Source organism: uncultured Aquimonas sp., assembly GCF_937888285.1.
In the GTDB taxonomy this organism is placed as follows: Bacteria; Pseudomonadota; Gammaproteobacteria; order Xanthomonadales; family Xanthomonadaceae; genus Aquimonas.
In genome coordinates this window covers 91,175-112,269 of the sequence record NZ_CALART010000111.1, presented here as the reverse complement: position 1 = coordinate 112,269, position 21,095 = coordinate 91,175, and the positions used below count along the sequence as shown (strand labels likewise).

Annotated in this window: 13 protein-coding genes; 4 read left to right on the top strand and 9 right to left on the bottom strand. The window is 68.1% G+C overall.

Annotated elements, in window-relative coordinates; all coding sequences use genetic code 11:
• The first annotated feature begins 151 nt into the window (after window positions 1-151).
• Entirely contained in the window at window positions 152-1,669 is a 1,518-nt protein-coding gene (locus Q0654_RS21110) for a tryptophan halogenase family protein (RefSeq protein ID WP_298857113.1), read from the top strand.
• A 614-nt stretch (window positions 1,670-2,283) separates the two neighbouring features.
• Here Q0654_RS21110 and Q0654_RS21105 read toward each other — a convergent pair.
• Window positions 2,284-4,941, bottom strand: a complete 2,658-nt coding sequence (locus Q0654_RS21105; protein WP_298857111.1) for a TonB-dependent receptor — start codon at window positions 4,939-4,941, stop codon at window positions 2,284-2,286.
• A 370-nt stretch (window positions 4,942-5,311) separates the two neighbouring features.
• On the opposite strand from Q0654_RS21105, the gene Q0654_RS21100 reads away from it, so the two are divergent.
• Window positions 5,312-7,975: an alpha-amylase family glycosyl hydrolase gene (locus tag Q0654_RS21100; RefSeq protein ID WP_298857109.1), complete on the top strand. Its 2,664-nt coding sequence runs from the start codon at window positions 5,312-5,314 to the stop codon at window positions 7,973-7,975.
• Between the two features lie 499 nt (window positions 7,976-8,474).
• On the opposite strand, the gene Q0654_RS21095 is transcribed toward Q0654_RS21100, so the two are convergent.
• The 3 genes from Q0654_RS21095 to Q0654_RS21085 form a co-directional block, all read right to left on the bottom strand.
• Entirely contained in the window at window positions 8,475-9,119 is a 645-nt protein-coding gene (locus tag Q0654_RS21095) for a rhomboid family intramembrane serine protease (protein WP_298857315.1), read from the bottom strand.
• 14 nt (window positions 9,120-9,133) lie between these two features.
• The gene (locus Q0654_RS21090; protein ID WP_298857107.1) at window positions 9,134-10,081 is read right to left on the bottom strand and encodes a histone deacetylase; all 948 of its coding nucleotides are present in this window, start codon (window positions 10,079-10,081) and stop codon (window positions 9,134-9,136) included.
• Window positions 10,082-10,492: 411 nt separating this feature from the next.
• Window positions 10,493-11,344 carry an RNA methyltransferase gene (locus tag Q0654_RS21085; protein WP_298857104.1) on the bottom strand — a complete coding sequence of 284 codons (852 nt, stop codon included), beginning with the start codon at window positions 11,342-11,344 and terminating at the stop codon, window positions 10,493-10,495.
• Between the two features lie 150 nt (window positions 11,345-11,494).
• Between Q0654_RS21085 and Q0654_RS21080 the strand changes: the two genes are divergently transcribed.
• Window positions 11,495-12,295, top strand: coding sequence for an inositol monophosphatase family protein (locus Q0654_RS21080; RefSeq protein WP_298857102.1), 801 nt, complete (start codon window positions 11,495-11,497; stop codon window positions 12,293-12,295).
• A 383-nt stretch (window positions 12,296-12,678) separates the two neighbouring features.
• Here Q0654_RS21080 and secF read toward each other — a convergent pair whose 3' ends face one another.
• The 5 genes from secF to queA all read right to left on the bottom strand — a co-directional run bounded on the left by secF (window position 12,679) and on the right by queA (window position 18,404).
• A complete protein-coding gene (secF, locus tag Q0654_RS21075) occupies window positions 12,679-13,653 on the bottom strand; it encodes a protein translocase subunit SecF (RefSeq protein ID WP_298857100.1) in 975 nt (324 codons plus the stop codon).
• 21 nt (window positions 13,654-13,674) lie between these two features.
• Window positions 13,675-15,561 (bottom strand): protein translocase subunit SecD, encoded by a 1,887-nt coding sequence (gene secD / locus Q0654_RS21070; RefSeq protein WP_298857098.1) that lies wholly within the window; start codon window positions 15,559-15,561, stop codon window positions 13,675-13,677.
• 68 nt (window positions 15,562-15,629) lie between these two features.
• Entirely contained in the window at window positions 15,630-15,956 is a 327-nt protein-coding gene (gene yajC, locus Q0654_RS21065; protein ID WP_298857096.1) for a preprotein translocase subunit YajC, read from the bottom strand.
• Window positions 15,957-16,052: 96 nt separating this feature from the next.
• Window positions 16,053-17,174, bottom strand: coding sequence for a tRNA guanosine(34) transglycosylase Tgt (tgt, locus tag Q0654_RS21060; protein WP_298857094.1), 1,122 nt, complete (start codon window positions 17,172-17,174; stop codon window positions 16,053-16,055).
• A 105-nt stretch (window positions 17,175-17,279) separates the two neighbouring features.
• The gene (gene queA / locus Q0654_RS21055) at window positions 17,280-18,404 is read right to left on the bottom strand and encodes a tRNA preQ1(34) S-adenosylmethionine ribosyltransferase-isomerase QueA (RefSeq protein ID WP_298857092.1); all 1,125 of its coding nucleotides are present in this window, start codon (window positions 18,402-18,404) and stop codon (window positions 17,280-17,282) included.
• Between the two features lie 174 nt (window positions 18,405-18,578).
• On the opposite strand from queA, the gene Q0654_RS21050 reads away from it, so the two are divergent.
• The gene (locus Q0654_RS21050) at window positions 18,579-21,095 is read left to right on the top strand and encodes an Ig-like domain repeat protein (RefSeq protein ID WP_298857090.1); all 2,517 of its coding nucleotides are present in this window, start codon (window positions 18,579-18,581) and stop codon (window positions 21,093-21,095) included.

The window sequence follows — 21,095 nt, the reverse complement described above, 5'->3', positions numbered from 1 at the left end:
GTCATCTGGCGCCGAGCGCACTCCAGGGCTGCTGCAGCACGGGATGCATACGTATGCGGCGCCACATCGACTTCCCCACCACCCCCGCCGGGGGCACACTCGCGTGGACGTGCGCGACAGACGCACCCACGATCAGCGAAGGGGCGGGAACATGCAGGACCAGCGGATCCGTGAAGTGGTGATCGTCGGCGGCGGCACCGCCGGCTGGATGGCGGCGGCGGCATTGGCCAAGGTGCTGGGCCGGAGCTACAGCCTTCGTCTGGTCGAATCCGACGACATCGGTACGGTCGGCGTGGGTGAAGCCACCATCCCGATGATCAAGCTGTTCAACGCAGCACTCGAACTCGACGAGGCCGACTTCATCCGCCGCACCCAGGGTTCGTTCAAGCTCGGCATCGAGTTCGTCAACTGGGGCCAGGTCGGCGACAGCTATATCCATGGCTTCGGCAAGATCGGCCAGGACCTCGGCATCGTGCCCTTCTACCACTACTGGCTGAAGCTGCATCAGCAGGGCCGCGCCGGGCACCTCGACGACTACTCGATCAACACCGCCGCAGCGCGCGCCAACAAGTTCATCCCGGCGCGGACCGACCGCCCGAACTCGCCGCTGGCCGACATCGCCTACGCCTACCACTTCGACGCCGGCCTGTACGCGCGCTATCTGCGCGAATATGCCGAAGCGCGCGGCGTGCGCCGCACCGAGGGCAAGGTCGCCTCGGTGCAGCAGCATCCGGAAAGCGGCTTCATCGAGTCGATCACGATGGAGAGCGGCGAGCGCATCCCCGGCCAGCTCTTCGTGGACTGCTCGGGCTTCCGCGGCATCCTGATCCAGCAGGCGCTGAAGACCGGCTACATCGACTGGAGCCATTGGCTGCCCTGCAACCGCGCGGTCGCCGTGCCCTGCGAGACGCGACAGGCGATCACGCCGTACACGCGCTCGACCGCGCGCACGGCCGGCTGGCAGTGGCGCATTCCGCTGCAGCATCGCGTCGGCAACGGCCACGTGTTCTCGTCCGACTTCATCAGCGAAGACGAAGCCACCTCGATGCTGATGGCGAACCTCGAAGGCAAGCCGCTGGCGGAACCGCGCGTGCTGAAGTTCGTCACCGGCAAACGCCGCAAATTCTGGAACAAAAACGTGGTCGCGGTGGGGCTTGCCAGCGGCTTCATGGAGCCGCTGGAGTCGACCAGCATCCATCTGATCCAGTCGGCGATCGCGCGGCTGACCGCGTTCTTCCCGCACGCCGGGTTCGATCAGACCGATATCGACGAGTTCAACGCCCACTCGCACTGGGAGTTCGACAAGATCCGCGACTTCCTGATCCTGCACTACCACGCCACCGAGCGCAGCGATACGCCGTTCTGGAACTACGTGCGGACCATGGATATCCCGGCCGAACTGCGCGCCAAGATGGAGCTTTTCCGCAGCAACGGCCGCGTCTTCCGCGACGGCCACGAGCTGTTCGCCGAGCCCAGCTGGGTGCAGGTGATGCACGGCCAGCGCATGCAGCCGCGCGGCTATCACGCCCTGGTCGATGCGCAGGACGACGAGGCCGTGCAGAAGCACGTCGAGACCGTACGCGACGTGATCGCCGCCTGCGTCCAGGCCATGCCGACCCACGAGCAGTTCATCGACCGGCACTGCGCGGCAAGGCCTAAGGCCGCGTAGTTCATGGGGTGGGCCCTGGCCCACCCTAAGCCCGACGCTTGCCCCCGTAACGGCTCGCGCATACGCGCCCGAGCACACCTTCCTGTGCGCCGCGCGGGCGGCTGGGCCCAGCGAGCGGGCCGCGCTTCGGCCCGGCGCTGACGACAGGCGCTCGACGGCTCGCGACTCGGTGGAATCGCCGCCCGCATCCGCGCGCCCGGCGCAGGAAGAGCCCATGTGATGCGGGCGTCCGGACTCAGACGCCTCGAACCTCGCGCAGGCCATCCAAGCTCTGCACCCTGGGCTGGCCCCCGGCCCAGCACAAGCACGTCGCCTGAGCCAGAGGTTCCAGCGCGTGGTGGGCCAGGGCCCACCCTATTCGACGTTCTGGGCGGCGGCGAACTGCTGGCGAGCCCTGTCCGCGCCATTGCTTCGGGCCATCGCCACGCGCTTCCGCCCTTGCTTTTCGGCCTGGGCACCCAGCAGCTCCAGGCGCACACGAATTCAGCCGGCGCCATGGCACCACGTGCGCGACGCCCGGCCAGCAGCCCAACGCCACAAAGCCGAAGCCCACGCCGCGGGGAGACGGCGTGGGCTTCGGGTGCTGCCGGGGGATGGATCGATGCTTCAGCGCATCAGAACTTGTAGCTCACGCCCAGCAGGGCATTGCGACCGTACTCGACGTACTCGCGCGGGGTTTCCTCGCTGCCGAAGTTGGTGCGGAACGGCTTGTCTCTGAGATTGTTGATCTGGAAGAAGAAGGCCAGATCCTTGAGCGCGCCCTGATTGAAGGTGTAGTTGACCTGCAGGTCGACAATGGCCTCGCGATTGACCAGCACGCGCTCGCGGTCCAGGAAGACGTTCTGGATCTCGCCCACGAACTCCGAACGGTGGCGCCTCGATGCCCGCACGCCCCAACCGAAGCGCTCCCAGTACAGGGTGACGTTCGAGGTGTACTTCGAGAAGCCCGGCAGCGGCTCGCTGGTGCCCGGGCCGTTCGGGCTGATGCCGGTGCGGGTATCGGTGTAGTGACCCTGCAGACCAAAGCCCTCAAGCGGCTCCCAGAACAACTCGAAGGGAATCGAAACCGCGAACTCCCAGCCAGCGATCAGACCACCCTCTCCGTTGGCGGGGCTGTTGATCGTACCGATGTTGGTTGGGGGCAGCTGGGCGCCCGAGGGCACCGGCAAGCCGGTGAAGTCGAACTCCAGCACCTGGTTGTAGACGTAGGACTTGAGGTCCTTGAAGAACCAGGCAGCGGAGACGTAGCCCTTGCCGCCGAAGTACTTCTCGTAGGACACATCGAAGGCATTGGCGATCCAGGGCCGCAGCCGTGGGTTGCCGCCGCCAGCCTCCCAGCGCTGGGTGGCCTGGTTGATGCCGAAGCCGAACCCGGCAGACATGTCGTCGATACGCGGACGCGCCAGCTGGCGGCCCAGGCCCAAGCGCAGCTTCTGCTCTTCAGTCACATCGAAGATCAGGTTGGCGCTGGGCAGGACCTCGGTATAGCTCACACCGTCACTGACCGGATCGCCAGCGGCGTTGTCGGCAAAGGTCCGGAGGCCGAAGCCTTCCTGATCCGCGCGCTGCACCTGGATACCGACGTTGCCGCGCACCGGCACGCTGCCCCACTGGCTGTCGAGGTTGGCCTGCGCGTAGAGGGTCGTGATGTCCTCTTCCACGCCGAAGTTCTTTCGCGCGAAGCCGTTCTGGGCAAAGCGGTCGATGCGGTTGTACGGGACACCATTCGGGTCGAAGGTCGGCAGGTTGGGCAGACCGAAGAACCCGAAGCCGAAGGAGGCGCCGGTCGGATACGGCAACGAGGCGCGGTCGTTGCAGGCCTGGATGCACAGCGCAACTTCGGAGGCGAAGCGATCCTTGTCGCGGCTGGTGTAGTTCAGGCCGTACTTGAGGCTGCTGATGGCGCCGTCACTGAACAGCTGCTCGAACTCCACGCGCGCCTGGTTGATGGTGTCCTCGACCGCGTAGGGTTTGTCGAAGCCGTCGCCGCCCCAGCCGCCCGGATCCCACAGACGCAGCTGCGAGACGTCGCCGAAATCGGCGCCGAAATCCATGTCGTACCAGCCGCCCGGGTTCAGCGAGACGCCCAGCGTGGTGCCCGCGAAGCCCGGCGCAAAGCCGGCATTGCTCTCGAAGTTGCGACCATCGCGGTCGGCGCGCGAGGTGCTGAGGTCGGTGGTCAGACGCCAGTCGTCGTTGATGCGGAACTGGTGGTTCCAGCCGACCGACAGCAGCGAATCCTCGTTCTTGTACTGGTCGGTGCGCAGCACCGGACGTGCGTTGCGGTAGGTGGAGCTGGTGCCGTTTCGGCTGACCAGATCGGCGAGGTAGCAGTTCTCGGTGCAGTTGCCGAGGCCGATTTCCAGTCCGCGCTGGATGGTGTCGGAATCGAAGGTCGAGTAGTAGACGTCGAGCGCACCGCGATGGCTGTCGTTGGGCTGGTACTCCATCGCCGCGGTGATGCCCTTGCGGACCAGATCGGTGGTGCGGCCCTGGATGGTGACACCGCCGAGCTGGCCGTTGGGCTCATAGCCCCAGGCACGCCAGCTGTTCGACTGCTGCGGCGAGTTGAGGTAGGCATAGCCGAGCGCAAAGCCAACCGTCTTGGCCTGGTTCTGGTCGATGTAGGCGAAGCTGGCGCGCTCGCCGTACAGCTTGGATTCTTCCAGCTTGTACTGGTCGCGGCGGTAGTTGGCGGCGATCACGCGATCATCGAAATCCAGCGGGCGCACGGTCTGCAGGTCGATGGTGGCGGACAGGCCCTGACCCACGAGGCTTGCGGTCGGCGTCTTGTACACGACCACCTGGCGCATGGTTTCGGAGGCGTACTGATCGAACTCGACGCCGCGGTTGGTGCCCATGCTGGCCTGCTCGCGGCCGTTGAGGGTGGCCGTTGCGAAATCGCCGGACAGACCGCGCACATTGATCTCGGTCGAACGACCGCGGTCGCGCTGCGAGGTCAGGCCGGGCAGGCGGGCGAGCGCGTCGGCAATGGAAACGTCGGGCAGCTTGCCAATGTCTTCAGCCGAGATCGCCTCGACGATGGAGTCGGCGATCTGCTTGGTCTCGATCGCGCTCTCGATGCCGGCGCGAATGCCAACGACCTCGATCGTATCGAGGGACTTGGCCTCGTCTTCGGCGGCTTCCTTGGCGGCTTCCTCGTCGTCCGCCTGCTGGGCAGCCATGCCGGCATCCGCCCAGGCCGACTGCGCCATCATTGCGACGGCCGACGCCAGCGCCATGCTCAGCACGTTGCGCTTCAAGTTCAACATTGTCCCCTCCACTCGATACGGTCTGCGATGTGTGAGCCCGGCTACGCGGCCGCTGCATGGCCCGCGCCGGGTCTGTTCTGTGAGCTGCCGATGGCGGCCCGACCTGAGTTCGCCGTCGGGACATTCCCCCGTCCCCTGCAGCGCGGAGCGATGGTAGCCCCGGCCCTTTGGCACATGACCCAAGCTGCATACGTATTCATGCAAAGCGCCCCGCGGAGGCGTCGCGCAAGGGTCTGGGTCGGCACCAAGATGAGGCCTGCCGCGGCTTCGCGTGATTGCCGGGGCCACAGGAGATTGCGCTGCAACGCAGCAATCCATCCTGTCAGATGCGGCAGGTTTTCCGATCACGCCAGCCCACCGGATGCTGCACATGCACAGCGCACCACAGACCTTCGGATCGACCGCACCGCGCGCGGCTTCGAGGCGATATGACGGATCGCGATCCATTCTCGGCAGGGCGCTGCTGCTCTGCGCGACCATCAGCCTGGCCGTCACGTCCGTGCAGGCGGAAGAGCCGGAGTCGGCCACGCGCGACTGGCGCGACGAGATCCTCTACTTCGCCCTGATCGACCGCTTCGACGACGGCGAGCCGGACAACAACGATCAGGGCGCGAACGAATACGATCCGGCCGACTCACGCCGCTACAGCGGTGGCGATCTGGTGGGACTCACGCGTCGACTCGACTACATCCGCGGCCTCGGTGCGACCGCGCTGTGGATCACCCCGCCGGTGCGCCACCAGTGGTGGGACGAGGCGGTCGGCTACGGTGGCTACCACGGCTACTGGGCGCAGCACTTCATGGAGGTCGACCCGCACTTCGGCACGCTCGACGACTACCGCGCGCTCGCGACAGGGCTGCACGCGCGCGACATGCGTCTGGTGCAGGACATCGTGGTCAATCACGTCGGCAACTACTTCCGCTACCCGCCGGGCGAAGCCGCACTCGAGGTCGCCGCGGACTGGCGCGCGAATGCCGGCGCGGCACCGACCGCGCGGCCGACGCAGTGGCCCTTCGACCAGAACGACGCGCGCGACATGCGGCAGCGCAGCCTCGACATCTACCACTGGACGCCGCCGATCCAGGACTACAGCGACCCGGTGCAGCTGCTCGATTGGCAGATGGCCGACCTCGATGATCTGAACACCGAGAACCCGCTGGTGCGACGGGCCCTGCGCCAGTCCTACGGCCACTGGATCCGCGAGGTCGGCGTCGACGGCTTCCGCGTCGACACCGCCTTCTATGTGCCGCCGGCCTACTTCCGCGATTTCCTGTTCGCCGCAGACCCCGCCGCACCGGGCGTGATCGAGGTCGCGCGGCGCGCGGGCACGCCGGACTTCCTGCTGTTCGGCGAGGGCTTCGGCATCGACCGCCCCTTCGAGGACGTGCAGGCGCGGCGCATCGAACGCTACGCGCGCGACGAGGCCGGCCCGCTGCTGCCGGCGATGATCAACTTCCCGCTCTATGGCACCAGCCTCGACGTGTTCGCGCGGGGGCGTCCGCCGGCCGAGCTCAAGCACCGCATCGAGAGCGTGCTGACCGTACACGCCGATCCGCACCGCATGCCCAGCTTCGTCGACAACCACGATGTCGACCGCTTCCTCGCCGGCGGCAGCGAGGCCGGGCTGAAGCAGGCCCTGCTCGCGCTGATGACGCTGCCCGGCATTCCGGTCATCTACTACGGCACCGAGCAGGGTTTCACCCGCATGCGCGGCGCGATGTTCGCCCGCGGCTGGGGCAGCGAGGGACGCGACCACTTCGATACCGCGCATCCGCTCTACCGCTATCTGCAGCGCGCCACGGCGCTGCGCCACGGCGAGTGGGCCCTGCGCCGCGGCCGGCCGCGCGTGCTGGCAGCGGAAGCCGCCGCGCCGGGCGTCATCGCCTGGGTGATGGAATCAGACCAGGGTTCCGCGCTGGTCGCACTGAACACCGCCGATGCAGCGAGCGCCTACGGCGCGATCGACACCGGCCTGCCGCCGGGCACGCGGCTGCAGCCGCTGTTCGCGATCGAAGGCGACGCCCCTGCACTGGCGGTGGATGCGCAGGGCCGCGTGGATCTCGCCCTGGCCGCGCGCGATGGCCGGGTGTGGCGGGTGCTGTCGGCCACGTCTTCCGCATCGACCGAAGCCACCGCACCGCAGCGACCGAAGCTCGATGCGCTGGGTGATGCGGCGGTGTCAGAACACCTCTCCATCGCCGGTCGCGCTCGCGCTGGCGGTGCACTGCAGCTGGTGCTCGATGGCGAAGTCGGGCGCGGCACGCGGGTGCAGGTGGATGCAGACGGGCGCTTCGCCGTTCAGCTCGACGTGCGCGGCCTTGCCGATCCCGGCCTGAGCCATCGCCTGCAGCTCATCGACACCGCGACCGGGCTCGCCTCCGACAGCGCGCACTTCCGCGTGCAGCCGCGCTGGACCGTGCTGGCCGAAAGCGAGGACCCGGTCGGCGATGACCGTGGCCCGGAGGGGCACTATCGCTACCCGGCCGATCCGGGCTGGGGCGAACGCGGGCTGCTCGATCTCACCCATGCGCGCGCCGAGGCCAGCGGGGGCAGCCTGCGATTGAGCGTGCGGCTGCGCGCGCTGAGTCGCGACTGGAACCCGGCCAATGGCTTCGACCGCATGGCGCTGACGCTGCACATCGCCCTGCCCGGCGCCGATGCGGGTGCGCGCGCCCTGCCCCTGCTCAATGCCGCGATGCCCGAAGACCTGCGCTGGCAGCGCCGCCTGCGCCTGCACGGCTGGTCGAACGCGCTGTTTTCGTACGAGGGTGCCGACGCGAAGCGCGAGGGCACGGCCATCGGCGCGGCCGCGCTCGCGGTCGACCCCGAGACCAGCACCTTGACCATCACCCTGCCCGCGCGCCTGCTCGGCGAGCTTGAATCCCTGCACGGCGCAGTGCTGCACATCAGCACCTGGGATTACGACGGCGGCTACCGCGCGCTCACGGCCGAGGGCGGCGCGATGCGCTTCGGCGGCGGCGACGGTGCGCGCGATCCGCTGTGGATGGACTCGATGCTGCTGCGGCTGGAGTAGGCATTCCGAGCGCGAGTGTGCCCTCGACCCTGCGAATGTGGGTCAGGAATCGCAGAACCGTTCAGACCGCCGCGAGGGTGCCGCCTATGGTGGGCCAGGGCCCACCCTATGCAGGTTGATAGGATGGGCCCTGGCCCATCGCTGGCGCTGACTGGCGACGCGTTGCAATGCGCCGCAACTTTCGAATCCCGACAGACAGTGGCGAGCGTGCGGCGCGTGATGGGGCAGGCCGCGTCCAATGCCGGCTGATAGGGTGGGCCCTGGCCCACCGTTGGCGCTGCCCTGCGATACGCGTTGCGATGCGCCGCAACTTTCGAACCGCGACAGACAATGGCGAGCGCGCGGCGCGCGATCGGTCGGCCGCGCGTGATGCCGGCTGATAGGGTGGGCCCTGGCCCAGCGTTGGCGCTGCACCGCGAGGCGCGCTGCGTGGCGGCGCAACGTACGAGTCGCGGCGTGCTGGCGCGAGCGTCCGGCGCATGGTGGGCCAGGGCCCACCCTATGGGCGTCTGCGCTCGAAGGGCCAGCGGCCGCGCCAGTACTGCAGCAGCAGGAAGCCGAACAGCATGCCGCCGAGATGCGCGAAGTGGGCAATGCCGGTGCGGGTGCCTGAAACGCCAAGCACCAGTTCGATCACGCCGTACACCACCACCAGGGTGCGCGCCTTCATCGGAATCGGCGGAATCAGCAGCATGACCTGCCGGTTCGGAAAGGCCATGCCGAAGGCCAGCAGCACGCCGAACACGCCACCCGAGATCCCCACAGTGTTGTAGAGCTCGCCCGACTGCGCCGCCATGGTCGTCACCACCAGCTGGATCAGGCCCGCGCCAACGATGCAGGTGAGCACGTAGAGCAAATAGCGGCGCGGCCCCAGCACACGCTCGACATCACCACCGAACATCCACAGCGCCAGCAGGTTGAACAGCAGATGGGTCTCGCTGCCGTGCATGAAGCCGTAGGTAAACAGCTGCCAGGGCAGGAAGCCAACGCTGACAATCTGCCCGTTGAACGCACGGGTGTACTCGCCCGCGGGCCAGAGCATGAAGGGCAGCATCGCGAGCTCGCCCAGCACCAGCTGCAGCACGTAGACCAGGCCACAAGCGAGCAGCAGGACCTTGGTGATGGGAGGTACGGGCGGCATCAGGGCTCCAGCGCGAATCAGCAGTCCGGCAGTGTAGCGGCGGCGGCGTGCGGCTCGGGCGCGTCCGCACATCCACGCGCATGCGCCAGCGCTGCAAGCACCGTCGCATGGTGGATGTCGACGATGTCTTCGACATCGTTCGCATAGCCGCCGGCCATGCTGATCGACAGCGGCAGGCCCAGCCGGCGGCAGGTGTCGAGCACGCGCTGGTCGCGCTCGCGCAGGCCGGCCTTGCTGAGCTTGAGAAAGCCGAGGCGGTCACCCTCGAACGGATCGGCGCCGGCCAGATAGATCAGCGCGTCGGGGCGCGCGGCGGCGATGGCGCGGGGCAGGTGATGGTCGAGCAGATCAAGATAGGCCTGATCGTCGGTGCCGTCCGGCAGGGCGACATCGAGGTCCGAGGGCGGCTTGACCGCCGGGTAGTTGCGCGCGGCGTGCATCGAGAAGGTGTGGATCGTGGGGTCGTTCGCGCACAGGGCGGCGGTGCCGTCGCCCTGATGCACGTCGAGGTCGACCACCAGCAGGCGATCAGCCAGCCCTGCCGCCTGCACATGACGTGCGGCGACCACCGAATCGTTGAACACGCAATAGCCGCCGCCGCGATCGAAGGCCGCATGGTGGGTGCCGCCGGCCAGGTTCACCGCCACGCTATCGCCGCGCAGGGCCGAGGTCAGCGCGCCGATGGTGCCGCCCGAGGAGCGCCGCGAGCGCTCGACCATGGCCGGCGACCACGGAAAGCCGATGCGCCGCAGTTCGGCTTCGCTGGCGCGGCCTTCGTGCATGCGCGCGATGTAGTCGTGGCAGTGCACGCGCTGCAGGTCCTCGATCGAGGCCGGCTCCGGCTCGACCAGCTCGATGCCCTCGACACCGCGCACGCGCTCGTACAGCCGCCGGTACTTGTCCATCGGAAAGCGGTGCTCGGGCGGCAGCGGCAGCACGAAGTGGTGGCAGTAGTAGGCGCGCATCGGTGATTGGACAGAGTGAGCGGCAGTGGTGGGGCGCCATGGAAGAACGACAGCCGTGGGCAGCGTGTGATTCGCGACGCAAACATCCCATTTCATGGGGTGGGCCCTGGCCCACCATGGGTCCGACACATGCCCCGGTCCGCCATGTCGACCACGCCCTGCGGCAGACATCCGTGCCGATGCGACACCGCTTCCGCATCGTCGGCATGCCCTGCGCGCGGCGCGATCAGAAGCCGCGTTCGACATCGGCCCTAGGCGCGGGACTCAAGGCCCGAAGGGTGCGCAGGGCGCCTCGCGCCGGGATGCCCTCGACGTTTGGTGAACGAAGACTGGGGCGAGCGTCGAGCGCAGCGACATCGGGTGGACGAAGGCCGGGGCGAGCGCCGCGCTCACGGTGGGCCAGGGCCCACCCTATGCTTCGTTTTGGCCTTCGTTGCGCCCCTCGTGTTCGCCCGCCCCCGCCTCGCGACGCTCCGCTGTTGGCACATGCAGGCCCGACTTCAGCGCCAGCTCGGCCATGCGCTGCGCGTCAGCGAGGATGCCGTGCAGGACGCGCAGCTCGCGCTCGTCGAGCGCGGCGCGCAGGAACACCCGGCGCAGGCGCTGCATCACCACGTCGGGCGAGCGGCCCTTGTGGAAGTCGATGTCGTGCAGGGTCTGGTCGAGGTGTCCGAAGAAGCGCTCGACCTGCGCCTGCGTCGCCAGCGCGTCGCCGCGCTCGAGGGTCGCGGCAAGTGGAGAAGGCGCCGCGGGCTGGGGCGCGTCCGCCTGCGCTGGAAACAGATGCCCCATGCGCAGCTCGTAGCTCAGCACCTGCACGGCCTGGGCCAGGTTCAGCGAGCTGTACTCGGGATTGGCCGGGATGTGCACGGCGGCCTGGCAGCGCTGCAGCTCTTCGTTCGTCAGGCCGGTGCGCTCGCGGCCGAACATCAGCGCGACCGGGCCGCTGCGCGCGCTTTGCAGCAGCAGCGACGCGGCGTCACGCGGCCCGTACTCGGGCAGCGGTACGCCGCGCCGGCGCGCGGTGCAGCCCAGCACCAGGCGGCAGTCGGCGATGGCGTCCTCCAGGCGATCGAACACGCGGGCGCGCTCCAGCACGTCGTCGGCGCCGGCCGCCATCGCGTTGGCCTGGATGTCGGGAAACTGCTCGGGCTGCACCAGGCGCAGGTCGGACAGTCCCATGGTCTTCATGGCGCGGGCGGTGGAGCCGATGTTGCCGGGGTGCTGGGTGCCGACCAGGACGATGGCGATGGCGTCGAGCATGGGATTCCTTGGCTTGAGGGTGCCGAAGACGGCCGGGCGCAGGCGGTTCAGCCGGCGGGCGGGACTCGCCCGGGCCTTTGCAGTACACTCCCCCGCCCTTCAGGGACGGCCAGCCTGGCCGTGCCCGTTCTTTTCCCAGCGAGAGTGCGTATGCAGAAGTCCGCGATCAACGTCGTGGTCAAGGCGGCACGCCGTGCCGGCGACCTGATCCTTCGCCATGTCGGCCGCGTCGAATCCCTGAGCGTCTTCGAGAAATCGAAGCAGGATTATGCCAGCGAGGTCGATGCCCAGGCCGAAGCCGAGATCATCCGCGAACTCAAGCGCGCCTTTCCCGACCACGCCTTCCTGGCCGAGGAATCGGGCCAGACCGGCAAGTCGCGCTACACCTGGGTCATCGATCCGCTGGACGGCACCAGCAACTTCCTGCACGGCATCCCGCACTTCTGCGTGTCGATCGCGCTGCTGGACAACCAGGAGCCGGTGCTGGGCGTGATCTACGATCCGCTGCGCAACGAGATCTACAGCGCGACCAAGGGCTCGGGCGCGGTGTTGAACGACAAGCGCATCCGTGTATCCCAGCGCAATGACCTGTCGGGCGCGATGCTGATCACCGGTTTCGCCCCGCGCCAGCGCTCGAAGATCGGCGCCCAGCTGGAGGCCGTGCGCGAGCTCATGCGCGACGCCGAGGACGTGCGCCGCACCGGCTCGGCCGCGCTGGATCTGGCCTATGTCGCCGCCGGCCGCGCCGACGCCTACTTCGAGGCCGGGGTGATGCCCTGGGACATCGCCGCCGGCGTGCTGCTGGTGCGCGAAGCCGGCGGCCGCGTCTGCGATTTCCGCGGCGGCACCGACTACTTCAAGTACGGCCAGATCGTCGCCGGCAACCTCAAGGTCAGCGAGCTGGTGCAAAAGTCCCTGGTCAACTCGGGGTATGCGGCGGCGTTTGACTGATCGTGGGGGTCGCGGCTTTGCCGCGATCACGGGATTGGGGATTCGGGATTCGACAGGCTCGAAACCTCGACGCGAGCTCTCAATAATCAGAACGCTTGCAATGGCATGTCTTCGCCGTCGCCCCCGCGGAGGCGGGGGCCCAGCAAGACTTGCGACAGCCGCAGGAACCCTGGATCCCCGCCTCCGCGGGGATGACGAGCCAAGGTTTCTTTAGGAACACCGCCCAGCTGAAAAGCTCGGGGGGCAGTCCGACAACGCGTACCCATCGCATCCCGTCAGTAGCGCCGGCTCTTGCGAATCCCGAATCCCCAATCCCGAATCCCGCAAACAGAAAGGGCGCCCCGCGGGGCGCCCTTGTCGTTTGCAGCGCGCCGAAGGCGCGCTCAGGGCCGCCGATTCAGCTCCGCGTCGTCCTTGGCCTTGGGCATCAGGTCTTCCTTGGTCACGCCCAGCGTCAGCAGCAGGGGGCTGGCGAAGAAGATGGTGGACGCCGTGCCGACCACGATGCCGACGATCAGGGCCATCGCGAAGCCTTCCAGCGTCGGGCCGCCCCAGATGTAGAGCGCGATGCACGTCAGCAGGGTGGTCAGCGAGGTCATGATGGTGCGCGACAGCGTGCTGTTGATCGCGCGGTTGATCACGTCCTGCGGCGTGTCCTTGCGGGTCGCGCGGAACAGCTCGCGGACGCGGTCGAAGACCACGATCTTGTCGTTCACCGAGTAACCGTCGACCGCGAGGATCGCCGCCAGCACGGTCAGGTCGAAGTCGTAGCCCATGATCGCGAAGAAGCCGAGCGTCACGATCACGTCGTGCGCTTCGCCGACCACGGTGGCGACCGCGAACTTCCATTCGAAGCGCAGACCGATGTAGATCATGATGCCGGCCAGCACCACCAGCACGGCGATGATGCCGTTGTAGGCCAGCTCGGCGCCGACCTGCGGGCCGACGAACTCGCTGCGCTTGATCTCGACCTTAGCGCCGCCGGCGGACAGGGCCTCGAGCACGCGACCCGCGGTGGCCGCATTGCCGTCGGCGATACTGGCATCCGCGGCGGCGGTGGCTTCGTCCTCGGCCACGGCCTTCGGCGACAGCCGCACCGAGAAACTGGTGCCGGAGAAGCGCTGCACCAGGGCGCCTTCGATACCGGCCGCTTCAAGGCGCTCGGTGACCGCGCTCTGCTCGGTGGTCTCGGCGAACTCGACCTCGACCAGGGTGCCACCGGTGAAGTCCAGGGCGAAGTTCAGGCCACGCGTGGCCAGCGCCACGATCGAGATGAGCATCAGCGCCACCGCCACCGCCATGGTGGCGCGACGGATGCGCATGAAGTTGACATTGCTGTTGGGGTTGAAGAATTCCATTGCTCGGCTCCGTCGAATGCGTCAGACCGAAACCGAGCGGACTTTCCGCCCGTGGCCGTAGAACAGGGTGGCCAGCGCGCGACTGACGGTCACCGAAGTGAACATCGAGGTCAGCACGCCGAAGAACAGCACGGCGGCGAATCCGCGCACCGGGCCGGAACCGAAGGAGAACAGCGCGACCGCGGCGATCAGCTTGGTGACGTTGGAGTCGAGAATGACTGTCCACGCGCGCTCATAGCCGGCCACGATCGAGTTGACCGGCGTGTTGCCGGCGCGCAGCTCCTCGCGGATGCGCTCGATGATCAACACGTTGCCGTCGATCGCCATGCCCAGCGTCAGCACGATGCCGGCGATGCCGGGCATGGTCAGAGTGGCACCCGCAACGCTGAGCACGGCCGCCAGCAGCAGCAGGTTCATGAACAGGGCGAACACCGAGATCAGTCCGAAACCCTTGTAGTAGACGATCATCAGCGCGCAGACCATCAGGAACCCGAGGACAACGGCGCGCGCGCCGGCTTCGATGTTTTCGGCGCCCAGCGAGGGCCCGACCACACGCTCTTCGACGATATCGACCGGCGCGGCCAGCGAGCCCGCGCGCAGCAGCAGGGCGAGCTGGGCAGCTTCTTCCGGGCTCGACAGGCCAGTGGTCTGGAACTGGTTGGAGAACACACCCCGGATACTGGCCAGATTGATCACCTCCTCGGTGATGCGCACCGTCCGGACTTCCTTGCCGTCCACCATGCGGGTCTCTGGCCGACGCTCGATGAAGACCACGCCCATGCCACGCCCGACGTTCTCGCGAGTGAATTCCAGCATGCGCTGGCCGCCCACCGCGTTCAGGGTGACCGACACCGCCGGCGTGCCGCTCTGCGGGTCGAGCTGCGACACGGCATTGACGAGCTGATCGCCCGAGGCGATGACCCGCTTGCTCAGCAGCACCGGCACCGGCCGGCCGTCTGGGCCAAGCTCGCGCATGTTGTAGAGCTTGGCCTCGGGCGGAACGCGGCCGCCGTCGCGTGCTTCCTGGGCATTGCCGTCGACCTGCGCGCGGTACTCCAGGGTCGCCGTCGAGCCGAGGATGCGCTTGGCCTGGGCGGTGTCCTGCACGCCCGGCAGCTGCACCACGATGCGGCTGTTGCCCTGGCGGGTGATGATGGGCTCGGCCACGCCGAGCTCGTTGATGCGGTTGCGCAGGGTGCCGACGTTCTGCTCCAGGGCATCGGAGAGGATCTGGTTCAGCACCTCTTCGCGCATGCGCCCGATCAGCTGGGTCGGCTCGCTGCCTTCGCTGAGCTGCAGGTCGGTGACACGGCCTGCGATCTCGGTGGCCGCGGCCTCGCGGTCTTCTGCACGGCGCAGCTGCACGACGATGCCGTTGGGCGTGCGGTCGACGCGGGTGTACTGCAGGTTCTTCTCGCGCAGCAGCACGCGGATGTCGTCAGCGAAGCCGTTCTCGCGCTTCTCGACCGCCGCGTTCTGGTCGATCTCCATCAGGAAGTGCACGCCACCCTGCAGGTCGAGACCCAGGGTCATCGACTTGGCGCGGATCGCCTGCAGCCAGGCCGGCACGGTCGGCGCCAGATTCAGGGCCACGGTGTAGCGGTCGCCCAGCTCGGCGCGCACCAGGTCGGCGGCGATCAGCTGTTCTTCCGGCGAGGGCAGGCGCACGAGCACGCTGGCCGGGGTCGCGCCCTGACTCTCACGCTGCTCGAAGGACTTGGGCGACAGCTGGCGGGCCTCAAGCACGCCGCGGACGCGCTCGACGAGGGCGGCGTCGATGCTCGCACCGCGGTTCGCACTGACCTGGATGGCTGCGTCCTGCGGGTAGATGTTGGGCAGCGAATAGAAAACCGCGAACAGCAGTACGAGCGCGACGAGCGCGTACTTCCAGCGAGGGAAATCAAGCATGGGGGTCTACCCGGGAAGGCCGCGCCAAGCGCGGCCGGATGGAATGGGCGGCGCGATGGAGCCCGCGATCAGGCGGACTTCAGCGTGCCCTTGGGCAGCACCGCGGTGACGGCCTGCTTCTGCACCTTGACGCGCACGCCGTCGGCGATCTCGACCGTGATGAAGCTGTCGCTGACGTCGTCGATGCGGCCGGCGAGGCCACCCGAGGTGATCACCTCATCGCCCTTGCCCAGGGCGGACACCATGCTGCGGTGCTCCTTGGCGCGCTTCATCTGCGGACGGATCACCAGGAAGAAGAACACAGCGAAGAAGATCGCCAGCATGATCAGCGGCGACCAGGGCGAGGGCTGCGGCCCAGCGGCCTGGGCGAAGGCGGGGGAGATCAGGAAGTCCATGGGGCGGTGCGCTCCGTTGACGGTTGAGGGCTGCCGCGGCCGTCCTGGCCGCCGCAAAGCCGCGGATTATGCCATGCGCGCCGCTGTGGCCCGGATTCACTCCGGGGCCGGCGTCTGCCGCTGGCGATAGAACTCGGCCCGGAAGTCCTCGAACCGCCCCGCGTCTATGGCGGCGCGGATGTCGCGCATCAAGGCCTGGTAATGGAAAAGGTTGTGCTGGGTGGCCAGCATGGCACCGAGGATCTCGTTGCAGCGCTCCAGATGACGCAGATAGGCGCGGGAAAAGCCACGCGCGCAGGCGTAGCAGCCGCAGCCCTCCTCGATCGGGCGGGTGTCCTTCTCGTACTTGGCGTTGCGGATGCGGATCGCACCATGTTTGGTGAAGTAGTGGCCGTTGCGCGCATTGCGGGTCGGCATGACGCAGTCGAACATGTCGATGCCGCGGGCGACGGCCTCGACGATGTCCTCGGGCCGGCCCACACCCATCAGGTAGCGCGGGCGGTCCGTCGGCAGCTGCGGGCAGGTGTGCTCCAGCATGGCGTTGCGCTCGGCCTCGGGCTCGCCGACGGCGAGGCCGCCGACCGCATAGCCGTCGAAGCCGATGTCGATGAGCCCGCGCGCCGATACGCTGCGCAGGTCGTGGTAGACGCCGCCCTGGACGATGCCGAACAGCGCGGCGTCATTGCCCTCATGCGCACGCTTCGAACGCTCGGCCCAGCGCAGCGAGAGCTGCATTGAGGTCGCCGCCTGCTTCTCGGTGGCAGGGTAGGGCGTGCACTCGTCGAAGATCATGACGACATCGGAATCCAGCACGCGCTGGATTTCCATCGACACCTCGGGGCTCAGGAAGACCTTGCTGCCGTCGACCGGCGAGGCGAAGTTCACGCCCTCCTCGGTGATCTTGCGGCGATGCGCCAGCGAGAACACCTGGAAGCCGCCGGAGTCGGTGAGGATCGGCCCGTCCCAGCGCGCGAAACCGTGCAGGCCCTCATGCGCGCGGATGACCTCAAGCCCCGGCCGCAAGTAGAGATGGAAGGTGTTGCCGAGAATGATCTCAGCGCCGAGCGCGCGCAGATCCTCCGGGAACATGGCCTTGACCGTCCCGTAGGTGCCGACCGGCATGAAGGCCGGCGTCTCCACCGTGCCGCGCGGAAACGTGAGCCGCCCGCGGCGCGCGGCGCCGTCGGTGGTGAGCAGGTCGAACTGGAGACGGGGCATTGGAGGGCCGGGATTCGGGATTGGGGATTCGGGATTCGTATGTGCGGGTCGCGGCACGCCGTTGTTCCGTCGCCCAATCGAGCGAGCCAGAACCCCGGCGGTGCCTCAGGGACAGGGCTCTTGCTCTGAGCGAATCCCGAATCCCGAATTACGAATCCCGGCTGCTTGAGCCATGGGCTCAAGCAGCATCGCATCGCCATACGAGAAGAAGCGGTAGCGCTGTTCGACTGCATAGCGATAGGCGTCAAGGATGCGCTCGCGGCCGCAGAAGGCCGAGACCAGCATCAGCAGGGTCGACTGCGGCAGGTGGAAGTTGGTGATCAGGGCATCGATCGAACGGATGCGGTAGCCGGGGAAGATGAAGATCTGGGTGTCGCCGGCGAAGGGCTGCACTTCGCCCTCGCGCATCGCGGTCTCCAGCGCGCGCACCACCGTCGTGCCCACCGCGATGACGCGCCTGCCGGCAGCGCGCGTGCGGCGGATCTGCTCGACCAGCTCGGCGCCGACGTTCAGCCACTCGCTGTGCATGGTGTGCTCGTGCACGCTCTCGGCGCGCATCGGCTGGAAGGTGCCGGCGCCCACATGCAGGGTGACGTGGCCAAACTCGACGCCGCGCGCGCGCAGCCGGGCCAGCAGGGGCTCGTCGAAGTGCAGTCCCGCCGTGGGTGCGGCCACTGCGCCGACGTGCTTGGCGAACACGGTCTGGTAGCGCTCGGCGTCGTCGGTGCCGGGCTCACGCTGGATGTAGGGCGGCAGCGGCAGGCGACCGGCACGCAGCAGCAGCTTCTCCAGCGCTTCGTCGCCGCGCAGGCGCAGCCGGTAGAACTCGCCCTCCCGGCCCAGCACCTCGAACTCGCCGCCGGCATCCAGCGTGATGCATGCGCCGGCCTTCGGCGACTTGCTGACGCCGAGCTGGGCGCGCGCCTCGTGGGTGCCGGTGATGCGCTCGATCAGGATCTCGACGCGGCCGCCGCTGTCCTTGTGCCCGAACAGCCGCGCCGGGATCACGCGAGTGTCGTTGAACACCAGCAGATCGCCCGCCTGCAGCAGTTCGGGCAGGTCGCGCACATGCCGATCCACGCGCCCGCCGTCCGCCTGCAGATGCAGCAGGCGACTGGCCGAGCGCTCGGGCAGCGGCGCCTGGGCGATCAGCGCGGGCGGCAACTCGAAGTCGAAGTCGGATTTCTTCACGGAAAGGGGGTGACCAGCAGTGGGCGGGCAGCCGCGCATTATCGTCGCGCGCGGCAGGCGCGACAATTGAATGGCGCCATGGCCGCCTAAAGTGCAGCTGTTGACTGCGACGTGATACGGCGCACATTCGTTCCGAGGCCCAGCGCGCGACCGCAGCGACGGCATGTGGCTTGCAATTACAGCTTGACCCAGCCCGGTCTCCGGAGGCTCGATATGCTTCGCTCCGCGTCACGCACGTTGTGCCTGATCACTTCGATCCTGCTTGCACTCATCGCTTTGCCTGTGCGGTCTGGAGCACAGTCGCTGCCGGCGCCGACCCGCCTGATCGACTCGGATCCTGGCCTGTTCGAAGCCTATGGCCTGAGCGCGAGCGGCTCGGGCGACACCTTGGTGATTGGGGCGCCGGGTGCATTCCCGGATCCGCTGGTCGATGTCTACGTTCGCAGCGGGACACACTGGAATCTACAGGCAAAGATCATTTCGCCTGACGGAGGCGCAAGCGACTTCTTTGGCGACGCCGTCGCTCAGGACGGCGATCGCCTTGTGGTCGGTGCGCCCGATCGGCTCAGCGCAAGCGGTGCTGCCTACGTGTTTCTGCGGACTGGTTCGGCTTGGACTTTGGAAGCCACCCTGCGCGCGAGCGACCCTGTCGGCAACGCTCGCTTCGGCGACGCGGTGGCCATCGACGGCGACACCCTCGCGGTGGGCGCCATTGGCTTCAACCAGTCGCGAGGCGCGGTGTATGTGTTTACCCGCAGCGGTAGCAGTTGGTCGCAGCAGCAGCGCCTGAGCCTGTCCGGTGGAGTTGCCAATGACCGACTCGGACTGTCGGTGGCGCTGTCCGGCGAAGCGCTGATTGCTGGCGCTCCAGGCCTTGATGGCGTTGCTGTCGATCAGGGCGGAGCCTTTGTTTGGCGCCGCAGCGGATCTAACTGGACACTGGAGGCAAACCTCCGGCGCTCGGCGCCGGCTCAGGGCGACCGCCTTGGCTGGTCGGTAGATATCGATGGTGACGTCGCTGTGGCTGGCGCACCGGACGCTGAGGCCAACGGCCCTACCAATTCAGGCCTCGTACTGAGTTGGCTCCGTTCCACAGGTGCATGGCAAGGCCTGAGCGAGTTGGCCAGCCCTGAGGTCTCATCGGGCGCGCAGTTCGGAACCGAGGTGCGCTTGTCCGGCCCACGCCTACTGGTAGGCGCACCGTACGACACCATCGCAGGCGACAGCCTACGCGGCAGCGCCGAGCTGTTCTTGCTTGACGATGGCCAGTGGCTCCGGCGGCAGCGCGTGCTGGCAGACGGCGGTGCGCGGGAGGACCAATTCGGCAGCGCACTGGCCCTCGGTGGCAACATCGCAGGAGTGACGGCGCCGGGCACGGTGATCGACGGTCAGACACTGGCAGGTGCCGCCTACGCCTACGTCAGTCTGGCGACCAGCATCGATCTGAGCGGCGTCCCGGCTCAGGCCGTGCAGATCGGGTCAACATACGCCACCGCCGTTACTGTCAACGCGCCTGAAGGCATCGCGAGCGGCGACGTCCTGATCCGCGACGACCAGGGCAACAGCTGCAGCGCAACGCTCAGCGCGGGCGCCGGCAGCTGCAGCCTGAGCGCAACCGCCGTGGGGCCGCGCGTCCTGCGTGCCCGCTACAGCGGTGCGCCCGGTTTTGCCGAGAGCTTCGGCACGGCCAGCGTGCAGGTGAAGCCCGACCTGCGCCTGCAGCCCGCCAGCCTCGCGGACGGCCAGATCGGGGTGGCTTACAGCCAGCTCTTCGACACGGCCGCCACCGGCGCCACCGTGCCGCTCGTCTTCAGCCGCACTGGCGGCACACTTCCGGCCGGCATCACCCTCGGCGGCAATGGCCTGCTCGCGGGCACCCCCACCGAGTTCGGCAGCTTCAGCTTCACGGTCGCGGTCAGCGACAGCAGCAGCGCGGCTCTCGGTGGCCCCTTCAGCGAAAGCCGCAGCTACACGCTGGTGATCCAGCCGCCCTTCCGCACCGCGCTCGCCCTGGGCCCGGTCGCCAGCCCGCGCGATCGCGGGGTGAGCGTGGTCTTCGACGCCCTGCTCGACGTCATCGAAGAAGAGGGCGGCGCGCCCTCGGGCACCTACGCGGTCACCGCGGTCAACGGTGCGAGCACGCTGGCCTGCAGCGCGCCGGTCAGCGCCGAGGGCGTGCAGAGCTGCAGCATCGAGTTCGGGCCCGGCGCTGCGGTCGGTGACTACGCGATCACCGCGCGCTTCACCTCGGCCAACGCGGACTTCGGCAACAGCAGCGACAGCGACAGCCTGCGCCTGCTCTCGCCTGCCGATCCATCCGTGGGCGTGCTCGCGCTGGACCCGCTCTACCTGCCCGATGACAGCCTGCGCTTCCGCATCGATGTGCAGAACTCGGGGCCGGATGTTGCCTATGCGCTGCGCCTGCAGGCGCCAGCGCCAGCTGGCCTGCTCAATCCGGCCTGGACCTGCACCGGCTCCGCCTGTCCGGCCGCCAGCGGCAGCGGCGCGATCGACCTGCAGATCGCAGCGCTGCCCCCCGGCGCCAGCCTGCAGATCCAGCTGAGCGGCAGCGTGGGCGCGGCGCCGCCGGCGTCCATCACGGCGAGCGCCAGCCTGAGCCTGGACCCGGCCGGTTTCAGCCGGGAACTCGACCCTGCCAACAACAGCGCGAATGCGGGCAGCCTGCCGCTGCGGCTGTTCGCCAATGGCTTCGAAACACCCGAAGACTGA

Coding starts and splice junctions, on each gene's coding strand:
- Q0654_RS21110 (WP_298857113.1), top strand. CDS start 152: ATGCAGGACCAGCGGATCCGTGAAGTGGTGATCGTCGGCGGCGGCACC.
- Q0654_RS21105 (WP_298857111.1), bottom strand. CDS start 4,941: ATGTTGAACTTGAAGCGCAACGTGCTGAGCATGGCGCTGGCGTCGGCC.
- Q0654_RS21100 (WP_298857109.1), top strand. CDS start 5,312: ATGCACAGCGCACCACAGACCTTCGGATCGACCGCACCGCGCGCGGCT.
- Q0654_RS21090 (WP_298857107.1), bottom strand. CDS start 10,081: ATGCGCGCCTACTACTGCCACCACTTCGTGCTGCCGCTGCCGCCCGAG.
- Q0654_RS21085 (WP_298857104.1), bottom strand. CDS start 11,344: ATGCTCGACGCCATCGCCATCGTCCTGGTCGGCACCCAGCACCCCGGC.
- Q0654_RS21080 (WP_298857102.1), top strand. CDS start 11,495: ATGCAGAAGTCCGCGATCAACGTCGTGGTCAAGGCGGCACGCCGTGCC.
- secF (WP_298857100.1), bottom strand. CDS start 13,653: ATGGAATTCTTCAACCCCAACAGCAATGTCAACTTCATGCGCATCCGT.
- secD (WP_298857098.1), bottom strand. CDS start 15,561: ATGCTTGATTTCCCTCGCTGGAAGTACGCGCTCGTCGCGCTCGTACTG.
- yajC (WP_298857096.1), bottom strand. CDS start 15,956: ATGGACTTCCTGATCTCCCCCGCCTTCGCCCAGGCCGCTGGGCCGCAG.
- tgt (WP_298857094.1), bottom strand. CDS start 17,174: ATGCCCCGTCTCCAGTTCGACCTGCTCACCACCGACGGCGCCGCGCGC.
- queA (WP_298857092.1), bottom strand. CDS start 18,404: ATGCGCGGCTGCCCGCCCACTGCTGGTCACCCCCTTTCCGTGAAGAAA.
- Q0654_RS21050 (WP_298857090.1), top strand. CDS start 18,579: ATGCTTCGCTCCGCGTCACGCACGTTGTGCCTGATCACTTCGATCCTG.